This is a genomic window from Bradyrhizobium sp. NAS96.2, assembly GCF_001908235.1.
Classification (GTDB): Bacteria; Pseudomonadota; Alphaproteobacteria; order Rhizobiales; family Xanthobacteraceae; genus Bradyrhizobium.
This window is the reverse complement of record NZ_LGHK01000110.1, coordinates 1-9,271: the sequence shown is the minus strand read 5'-3', so window position 1 is coordinate 9,271 and position 9,271 is coordinate 1. Positions and strand designations below refer to the sequence as shown.

Genomic DNA, 9,271 nt, shown 5'->3' with positions numbered 1-9,271 from the left:
GCGACGATGGCGGCGCGCAGCCAGCCACGCGGGCGCGCGGCATGGCCATTCGGCGACGTATCGTCGGACTGCAAACTCATGTGATGCGGCTATCCTTCCCCCCGGGGATTTTAGAGCATGATCCGGAAAAGTGGAAACCGGTTTTGCCGCGGCCGGGCCTGCGCGTATGCCCGCCAAATCACACTCGCCCCGCGAACCGCGATCACGAAATCAGCGCCATCATTGCAATGCCGCCGGCCGTCAATCGATGTCGTCGAGCGTGGCGAACAGGGTGCGCCGCGACGCCCACGCGGTGATCGCCGCGATCAGCACCGCCTGCAACGCCAGTACCAGATAGCCCGACGGACGCAACGAGAAGGTGCCGAGCAGGGCCGCGAACTGGTCGCCCACCGGCGTGCCGGAGAACCAGTTGGCGATCGACTCGGAGAAGCCGAACGCCAGCATCGCCGCGCCACCGCCGATCAGCCCGCCTTCGAGGCCGAGCCTGAGGAAATGCCGCAGGAAGCGGTTGGCGATGAAGCTGTCGCCGGCGCCGACGAAGTGCAGCACCTCGACGATCGGGCGATTGGCGGCCATCGCGCCGCGGGTCGCGAACGACACTGAAATGATCGTGGCGATGATCACGAGGATCAGGATTCCGACGCCGGCAAACACCGTGGCGCCGGTCATCGAGCGCATGCGCTCGATCCAGGCGCGGTGATCGTCGACGCTTGCGGTCGGCGCCACCTGCGTCACCCGCGCGCGCAAGCTCGCAAGATCGAGCGTGGTGCCGGGCTGCACCCGCGCCACGATGACGCGTGGCACCGGCAGTTCGTCGATCGAGAGCCCGCTGCCGAGCCACGGCTCCAGCAGCTTGGCGGATTCCTCCTTGCTGAACGGACGGACCTCGAGAATGCCGGACTGCGCCCGCATCGCATCCGCGGCCGCCTGCGCATCGCGATCGAGATCGCGGCCCGGCGAGGGGCGCACCTGGATGGTGATCTCGCTCGACACTTCCGATTGCCACTCGGCCGCCGATGCGCTGACCAGCAGCACGGTGCCCGTCGTCAGCGAGGCGAGGAAGGTCATGATCGCGACCACCGCAACCAGCGCGCGGCCCGAGATCGAGGCGCGCGGCACGATCGGCGACATGTTGCGCGCGGTGGCCGGGACCTGCGGGCGTTCGCGCCCGAGATCGACCAACGACACTTTCTCGTCGCCGCTCCTATTCATAGATGTGCAGCCGTCCCTGATGCAGCACCAGCCGCCGCGCCTCGTATTGATCCATCAGCGTGATGTCGTGGGTCGCGATGATAACCGCGGTGCCGGATTTGTTGAGCTCGATGAACAGCCGCAGCAGGCGGCGCCCGAGCGTCGGATCGACGCTGCCGGTCGGCTCATCCGCCAGCAGCAATTGCGGCCGCGAGATCACCGCGCGCGCGATCGCCGCGCGCTGCTTCTCGCCGCCCGACAGGATCGGCGGCAGCGCATCCATCCGCTCGCCGAGCCCGACCCACTTCAACAGGTCGATCACCTCGCGGCGATAGGTCGATTCCTCGCGGCCCATCACGCGGAACGGCAGCGCGACGTTCTCATAGGTGGTCATGTGGTCGAGCAGGCGGAAGTCCTGCAGCACGATGCCGATCCGCTTGCGCAGGTCGGCGACCTGGTCCTTGCTCAGCAGGGAGACGTCCTTGCCGAACAAATTGACCAGCCCCCGGGTCGGCCGCAGCGACAGGAACAACAGCCGCAGCAGCGAGGTCTTGCCCGCGCCGGACGGCCCGGTGAGGAACTGGAACGAGTGCGCCGGGATCATGAAAGAGAGGTCGCGCAAAATCTCCGGGCCGAGCCCGTAGCGCAAACCGACATTTTCGAACCGAACCAATGCGCTAGCTCCGTTCGAGAGGGCCAGTGGCCCAATACCCAACTCCAGAGCCTTTTCCGTTCCGATGAAATCGGAACGGCTCTGGATTCTTGCTTGGACGCGTTTTCTTCACGCGAACCGGTACCCACTTCGCTCGAAAACGCTTTGGCGGCCCGAACACCCCGCCGAGCGGCCGCGAACCGCACAGAAAGCTTGTGCGTCGGTTATGGTTTCCGATTCGTTAACAGTCGCTCAGTAGCATCCGGGCATACCACACGGTGGAGATTCGGCTCCATGCATATCGTTTGTCCGCATTGTACAACATCCTATGCCATCAATCCGGCCACCCTCGGGGAGGCCGGACGCACCGTCCGTTGTTCCCGTTGCCGCGAGGTCTGGCTGGCCCGGCCGGAGGATGCGATCGGGGCGGCGGCGCCCATTCTGGCCTACGAGGCCGCCGGCTCCGATCTCGCCGCCGAATGGGACGCGATGGGCCGCGAGGAGGCTGACGAGACCCCGGTGGTCGAGAGCCCGTCGATTTCGGCCGATTTGCCCGAGGGGGGGCGACGCCGCCAGCGCGTGGCCGGCGGTGGCCGAGGCGGATGCCGCGGCTCATGCCGACGGCCAGGAGGCGACCGGAAAGCGCCGCTTCCGCCTGCCGCGGTTTCCCAGCCTGTTCCGCCTGCCCTCCCTGCCCCGGATTCCCTTCATGCCGGTGATCGGCGCGCTGCCGACCACCTGCGCCGCGATGGCCGCGCTGATCATCGCGCTGTTCGTCTGGCGCAACGACGTGGTGCGGCTGCTGCCGCAGACGGCGCTGTTCTACAAGATGGCCGGGCTCGACGTGAATCTGCGCGGACTTGCCTTCAAGGACCTCAAGATCACCAACGAGACCGTGGACGGCAAGCCGGTGCTGGTCATCGAGGGCATGATCGTCGGCCAGACCAGGAAGCCGGTCGAATTGCCGCGGCTGCGCTTCTCGGTCCGCGACGCGCAGGGCGCCGAGATCTATGCCTGGAATGCGGTGCTGGAGCAGCCGGTGCTCAAGCCCGGCGAACGTGCGTTCTTCAAGTCGCGCCTCGCCTCGCCGCCGCCCGAAGGCCGCAATATCGACGTACGCTTCTTCAACAAGCATGACCTCACCGGCGGCCGCGCCTGAGGCTGCGCACCAATACTTTCGGGAACCGACCATCACCATGACGCGTGTTCTGATCGCCGACGACGAAGACTCGATGCGCTCGCTGGTGGCGCGCGCCATCGCCATGGACGGCCACGAGACCGTGACCGCGCAGGACGGCGCCGAGGCGCTGGAAGTGCTGACGCGCGATGAAGGCGCGTTCGACCTGCTGCTCACCGACATCCAGATGCCTGTGATGGACGGCATCGCGCTGGCGCTGACCGCGGCGCGCGACTTCCCCGCGCTGAAGATCCTGCTGATGACCGGCTTCGCCCATCAGCGCGAACGCGCCTCCGGCCTCGAGGCGATCGTGCATGACGTGGTGACGAAACCGTTCTCGGTCGCCGATATCCGCACCGCGGTGGCGGATGCGCTGGCGGCAAGGAAGGCCTGACCCTCAAACGCCAAACTCCGGGGCGTCGACACGCGGCACGTGGCTCCTATCTCTCCTTCAACGCCTCGGATGCAACCTTGGCAAGCGGCGAGAGCAGGTAGTCGATCACGCGGCGGCTGTCGGTCTTGATTTCGACGGTCACGGTCATGCCCGGAGTTAGAGCGACCTTCGCACCGTCTACGTCTATCGACTGTTGTTCGAGCTCGACGGTAATCGGAAAAACGAAGCTCGGGGACTGTCCAGCCTGACCGGCAGGCGAGGCACCGGCCGTATTGGCGGTGGCGGGCGCGTTGGCGAGACCGCGCTTGGCTTCCTGTTCCTCGACCGCCTCGGATGCGATGCGCATGACCTTTCCGTGCAGGACGCCGAAGCGGGTGAAGGGGAAGGCGTCGACCTTGATCGCCGCAGCCTGGCCGGGCTTGACGAAGCCGATGTCGAGATTGGCGACGAGCGCTTCGACTTGCAGCGCCCCTTCGGTCGGCGCCACGACCAGGAGCTGCTGCCCCGTGGTGACGACCTGGCCGACCGTGGTCACCGCGATCTGCTGTGCGACGCCGTCGACCGGCGAATAGAGCCTGGTGCGCGCCAGGCGGGCTCCCGCCTTGACCTGCGCCTGTTTGGCTCCGTCCGCCTTGCGCTCGGCCTCAGCCTGCTTGTTGCCATTGTCAGCGACGAATTGTGCCAGCGTCTTGATCTTCTCGCTGGCGAGCTCCGTCAATGCAGCTTCGGTTTCGATCAACTCGCCTTCGTCGGAGGCCCGTGCCGATTGCGACTTCTCCAGCTCTCCCCTCGCATCGTAGAGATTGATCTTGGTACCGACTTTGAGATCGAACGACATCTGGCGCACGCCGAGGAGATCCGTCAGCGTCTGGATCAGCTTGTCCTGGTAGGCGATCCTCATCTCCAGGCGCCGACGTGTCGCCTCCTTCTGGGCCATCTGCTTGTCGAGGCTTTGCAGGGTGCCGATCAGGTGGTCGACGTCGGCAGTCAACACCGCAGCCTCGCGCAGACGGATCGCCTCCGGGAGTTCGGCGTCCCAGGCGATTCGCGGTGCCGGGTCAGCAGCGGCCCGCGCCAGTTCCGCGATAGCGGCTTCCCGCGCGCTGGTTTCCCTTGATTTCGCTGGACCGTCGAGCACGGCGCGTGCGGTTGCTATGGCGAAACGCCGGCGAGCAATTTCGGCGAGGTTCGCATCGAGCGTATCGCGCTGGGCATTTTCCTCTGCGGTCGCTTCCGCAGGATCGAGCTCCAGCAGCAGGTCGCCCGCCCTCATATGCTGTCCGTTTTCGACGTGGAGGGCGGCGATCTTGCCGGGGTCAAGCGGCTGGATCACCTTGGCGCGCCCGGCGGTGTCGATTTTGCCGGGCGCCACCGCATGCACATCGAGCCGACCGAAGAACGACCAGGCAAGTGCGGCTGCGAAAAACAGGCAAATCGTCAGCATCATCACCACAGGCAGGGGCGGTGCCGGCGTTTCCAGAATCTCGATCGCGGCCGGCAGGAATTCGCGGTCGCGGCCGGTGACGACCGGGGCCGACGGAGGGACCGGCTGACGGGATGGCGGCGCGGGCGGCGGCACGGCTCTCTGGTTCATGTCCGCGCCCTCGCCCGATCCTGCAACGCCCAGAGCCTTGCGTAGAGGCCGCCATGGCGCGCCAGCAGCTCCTCGTGAGTTCCGATCTCGACGATCTCGCCCTTGTCCATTCCGACAATGCGCGTACACGGGCGCACCGCGGCCAGTCGATGGGCGATGATCAGCACCGTGCGGCCGCGCACGATCGCACGCATGTTCTCCTGGATGATGCTCTCGCTCTCGTAATCCAGCGACGAGGTCGCTTCGTCGAAGATGAGGATGCGCGGATTGGTGGCAAGCGCTCGGGCGATGGCGATGCGCTGGCGCTGGCCGCCCGAGAGATTGGCGCCGCGCTCCTCGATGATCGTGTCATAGCCCTGCGGCATCTGGGCGATGAACTCGTCGGCGCCGGCAAGCTTCGCGGCCTCGATCACCCAAGCCCGAGGTGCGGCGGGGTCGCCGAGCGCGATGTTCTCGTGGATCGAGCGGTTGAACAGGATGTTCTCCTGCAACACCACGCCGATCTGTCGGCGAAGCCAACCGGGGTCGAGCTGGGCGATGTCGACGCCGTCAAGCATCACCTGTCCCGTCTGCGGGGCATAGAGCCGCTGCACCAGCTTGACGAGGGTCGACTTGCCGGAGCCCGAAGCTCCGACGAAGCCGATGACCTCGCCCGCGGCGATCGACAGAGTGATGTTGCGCAGCGCTTCGGCCGCATCGGCCCGGTAGCGCAACGACACGCCGCGCAAATCGATCGCGCCTCTCGGCGGCGGCAGGGTCAACAGGTTCTGCGGCATCGGTTCCGGCGGCGTATTCAGGATGTCGCCAAGCCGCGCCACCGAAACCTGGACCTGCTGGAAGTCCTGCCAGAGCTGGGAGAGGCGGAGAATCGGTGCCACGACCTGGGAGGCGATCATGTTGAACGCGATCAACTCGCCGACGGTCATCGCGCCGTCGATCACCGCCTGGGCGCCGAACAGCAGAATCAGTGCCGTCGTTGCCTTGCTGACATATTGAACGAGATTTTGGCCGAGCGTGCCGGTGATGCCGGCGTCGAACGAGGTGCGAACATAGGACGCGAGCCGCTCCTCCCACTGCGCCTGCATCATCGGCTCGACGCTCGCCGCCTTCAACGTCGGCGCGCCGACGATCGACTCGACGAGGAACTGCTGCGATCGCGCGCCACGGTTGAATTTCTCGTTGATTTGTTCACGCAGAACCGGACGGATCAGCGCCGCGATGAGAAGATAGACCGGGATCGTTCCAAGCACGACCAGCGTCAGCCGCTCCGAGTAAATGAACATCACCACGAAGAAGACGAGCGTAAACACGAGATCGAGCAGCGAAGTCAGCCCCTGGCCGGTCAGGAAGCTGCGAATCGTCTCGAGCTCGCGCACGCGCGCGACGGTCTGGCCGGCCGCGCGGGTTTCGAAATAAGCCAGCGGCAGGCGAAAGAGATGATGGAACAGACGCCGGCCGAGCTCGACATCTATCCGGTTGGTGGTGTGGCTCAGCGTATAGGCGCGCAGGAATTGCAGGACCGATTCGAAAAGTCCCAGCGCGAGCAGGCCGACGATCAGGACGGTCAAGGTCGACAGGCCCTTGTGCACCAGCACCTTGTCGACGACCAGCTGGAAGAAAATCGGCGTGACGAGTGCGAACAACTGCACGAAGAGGGACGCGACCGCGACCTGCGCAAGAGGCCGCCGGTAGCGCAGGATCGATGGCAGAAACCAGCGGAATCCGAATGTGCTTGGGTTTGTCCCGGCCCCGCCGAGGCGGCGCGTGATCAGCACCACCTCCCCTGATGACAGTGCGACGATCTCCTCGATGGGCAGCTCACGCGCGGTGCGGGCAATCGGATCGAGCAGCCGTGCGAACCCTTTCGCCGGTGAGGCTGCCAGCACGCTGAAGGTGCCGTTCCTGAGGCCGATCAGCGCGGGATAGGGGATGCTCGCGAGCCGTTTGGCTGTGACTGCGTGCAGGATGCGCGAGCGCAATTGCAGCTGATTGGCCCCGAGGACGATGTCATTCGCCTGGGCAAACCGCCCAGTCAGCGCGAGCTGATGGCGCAACTGCGCCGGGTCGGCTGCGATCCGGTAATACCCCGCGATCACCGCGAGCCCGGCCAGCCCGGAGTCCATCACCGTAATCGGCGCAGACTGCGCTTCAACCTCGGGCGGCTCGGTCGGCGCGGGCTTGACCGCAAGCGCTTCCTTGATCTGTGCGATCACGCTGCTCACCTCGTGCACCGTATGGCCCTGTCCCGCGCCGGTCCTGGGCCGGGCTCTTCGCCCGGCACAGAATTGCCTGCATGTGCCGATCGCATCGCAGCAGTCATGCGTGCGTCGGAGCGGTCAGGTTGATGTTGAGCGTGCCTGTCCCAACTTCCGTGAGATTGCCGGTCCCTCCTCCCATTGCGCTGAACGCGTCCGAGTCCTGCAGCGCGAGGTTGAAGGACATGTTGACGGGTTGGCCGACGTTGAATGTCGAGACCGACACCGCGCCCATGTCGAACGAGTTCTTGTTGCTGTAGACGCTGCCGATATTGGTCGCCAGCAGGCGATCGAACCCGGTCGCGGTGCTGACCAGAATGAACTCACCCGGCACCTGTTTGAGGCCGAGCATGTCCACGCCACTGCTGTCGCCCGATGGGGCGAACTTTGCCTCCACGGTTTGTGAAACCCCGCCGTTGGTGAACGTCTTGGTCGTATCGCCGCCGATGAAGTCGGCCAGGACAGAGGTGACGTTGCCGCTGGCGTCCTCGGTCACGATCTTGACCTCCGTGACCGCCTCGTGGGTGGCGCTCGCGTCGGTCGGGAACGTCCCTCCGGGAGAGAGCGGCGTCGCTTCGGGCACCTCGTAGGCGTCAAGCCGGATGTCGACGGTCTTTCCGGTCGGATTGACCTGCGAGAGCGTGAAGCCGGCGTTGTTGACCTCGTAGTGATCGAGGTAGCCGAGCGAGCTGAGCGACTTCAGCGCCGTCGTGCTGGTGATCGAATGCACGTTGTCGACGAAGTCGATGCGGACGCCCGTGCCCGGGGCCACCGCCTGCTTGTCGGTGCCGACGCCGATATTGCTGGGATTGACGGTATCGACGCCGGGACTGAGCCCGGTGAAGACCACTGACTTGCCGGGGGTGACGGGCTGCTTCGTCGTGGGGTTGAACGGCAGCGAGAACCAGGCATAGTCGCCGGCGGGGACGTCGGCGAAATCGCTGAACGTGAAGTTGGCGCCGTTATTGATCGGCTGGAGCATGTCGAAGGTGTACTGACCGCTGGTGTGGTTGAGCGCGATCGTGAACACCTCATCCGCCGTGATGACGGATCCGCTCCCTCCGCCGGGAAGCCCGGTGCCGGTCGAATCGGTGGTCGCCGTCAGCGTGCCCGTACCGAACCCGAACAGGTAGATGTTCTTTCCGCTCGATTGCAGGTTCGTGTTGGGCGCGCCGCCGTCGAGCTGGCCCTTCAGTTGCGAGCCGTTGGTGCCCGTGAAGAACAGAGCGCCAAAGCCGTCGGCACCGGCATGCTGGTCGATGGTGAGCGACGAATTCGGATCGACAGTCCCGTCGGCCGCGACCGTGTTGACCAGATTCCCGGTGAAGGTCGAGCTGGCGGCATCCTGCACGCCATCTGTGCTGATGATCGCCTCCGGGAACAAGTTCGCCGGCACGTCGTCGACAACCGTAACCGTCCAGGCTTTGGCTGCAGCGTTCGCCGTGCTGCCGTCTGCATCCGTCGCCTGCACTACTGAACTGAAGTCGATCGTGGTCTGGCTCGAGTCAGTCGCGCCCGGTACCTGATCGACAGGAGCCGACAGCGTGAAGGTGTAGGCCCCGCTCGCCTCGGTCAGCGCGAGCGTAAACACGGTTCCGCCGCCCGTCTTTGTCGCAGTCAGGGTGTCGGTGGTGCCGTCGCTCGTGATCGCATAGGTCACCGCCGCGCCGCCCGACGTCAGCGTCGGCAGGCCCGACGTGGAGCCGGAGAGCGTGTATTTGCTAATCGGCGTGTCCGCGCCCGCCGTGAACAAGGATGTGATCGAACTTGTTACCGATGCGCTCGCGGTATCGGAAAGCTTGTTGGTCGAAAGCCCATCTTCGTCGACTGTCTGGGCCTCCTTGTTGGCGGTCGCGCTCGGCTGGTCGTCGATGATAGCAAGCGTCAGCGCGCCGGCGGCCGCGGTGGCGCTGCTGCCGTCCTTGTCGGTCGCCGTCAGCAGGGAGCTGATGCTGCTGAAGGAGAACACACCTTCGCCGGCACTGTTGGCTGGACCACTCTCGTCCTG

General features: G+C 65.5%; 6 protein-coding genes and 1 pseudogene. 2 read left to right on the top strand and 5 right to left on the bottom strand.

What is annotated here, in order from left to right:
• Nucleotides 1-240: 240 nt before the first annotated feature.
• Both AC628_RS23470 and ftsE read right to left on the bottom strand, forming a co-directional pair.
• Nucleotides 241-1,212, bottom strand: a complete 972-nt coding sequence (locus AC628_RS23470) for a cell division protein FtsX (protein ID WP_074129082.1) — start codon at nucleotides 1,210-1,212, stop codon at nucleotides 241-243.
• Entirely contained in the window at nucleotides 1,205-1,864 is a 660-nt protein-coding gene (gene ftsE / locus AC628_RS23465; protein WP_021079468.1) for a cell division ATP-binding protein FtsE, read from the bottom strand. Before ftsE ends, AC628_RS23470 begins: the two co-directional genes overlap by 8 nt.
• Before the next feature lie 273 nt (nucleotides 1,865-2,137).
• On the opposite strand from ftsE, the pseudogene AC628_RS23460 reads away from it, so the two are divergent.
• Nucleotides 2,138-3,002, top strand: a pseudogene (locus AC628_RS23460) (MJ0042-type zinc finger domain-containing protein).
• Nucleotides 3,003-3,039: 37 nt separating this feature from the next.
• Nucleotides 3,040-3,414 carry a response regulator gene (locus AC628_RS23455; protein WP_074129084.1) on the top strand — a complete coding sequence of 125 codons (375 nt, stop codon included), beginning with the start codon at nucleotides 3,040-3,042 and terminating at the stop codon, nucleotides 3,412-3,414.
• A 46-nt stretch (nucleotides 3,415-3,460) separates the two neighbouring features.
• On the opposite strand, the gene AC628_RS23450 is transcribed toward AC628_RS23455, so the two are convergent.
• The 3 genes from AC628_RS23450 to AC628_RS23440 all read right to left on the bottom strand — a co-directional run.
• A complete protein-coding gene (locus AC628_RS23450) occupies nucleotides 3,461-4,993 on the bottom strand; it encodes an HlyD family type I secretion periplasmic adaptor subunit (RefSeq protein ID WP_168193431.1) in 1,533 nt (510 codons plus the stop codon).
• Between the two features lie 11 nt (nucleotides 4,994-5,004).
• Nucleotides 5,005-7,131 carry a type I secretion system permease/ATPase gene (locus AC628_RS23445; RefSeq protein ID WP_074129083.1) on the bottom strand — a complete coding sequence of 709 codons (2,127 nt, stop codon included), beginning with the start codon at nucleotides 7,129-7,131 and terminating at the stop codon, nucleotides 5,005-5,007.
• A gap of 193 nt (nucleotides 7,132-7,324) precedes the next feature.
• Nucleotides 7,325-9,271: T1SS-143 repeat domain-containing protein (locus tag AC628_RS23440; protein WP_210190248.1), on the bottom strand; the 1,947-nt coding region annotated here is incomplete at its 5' end.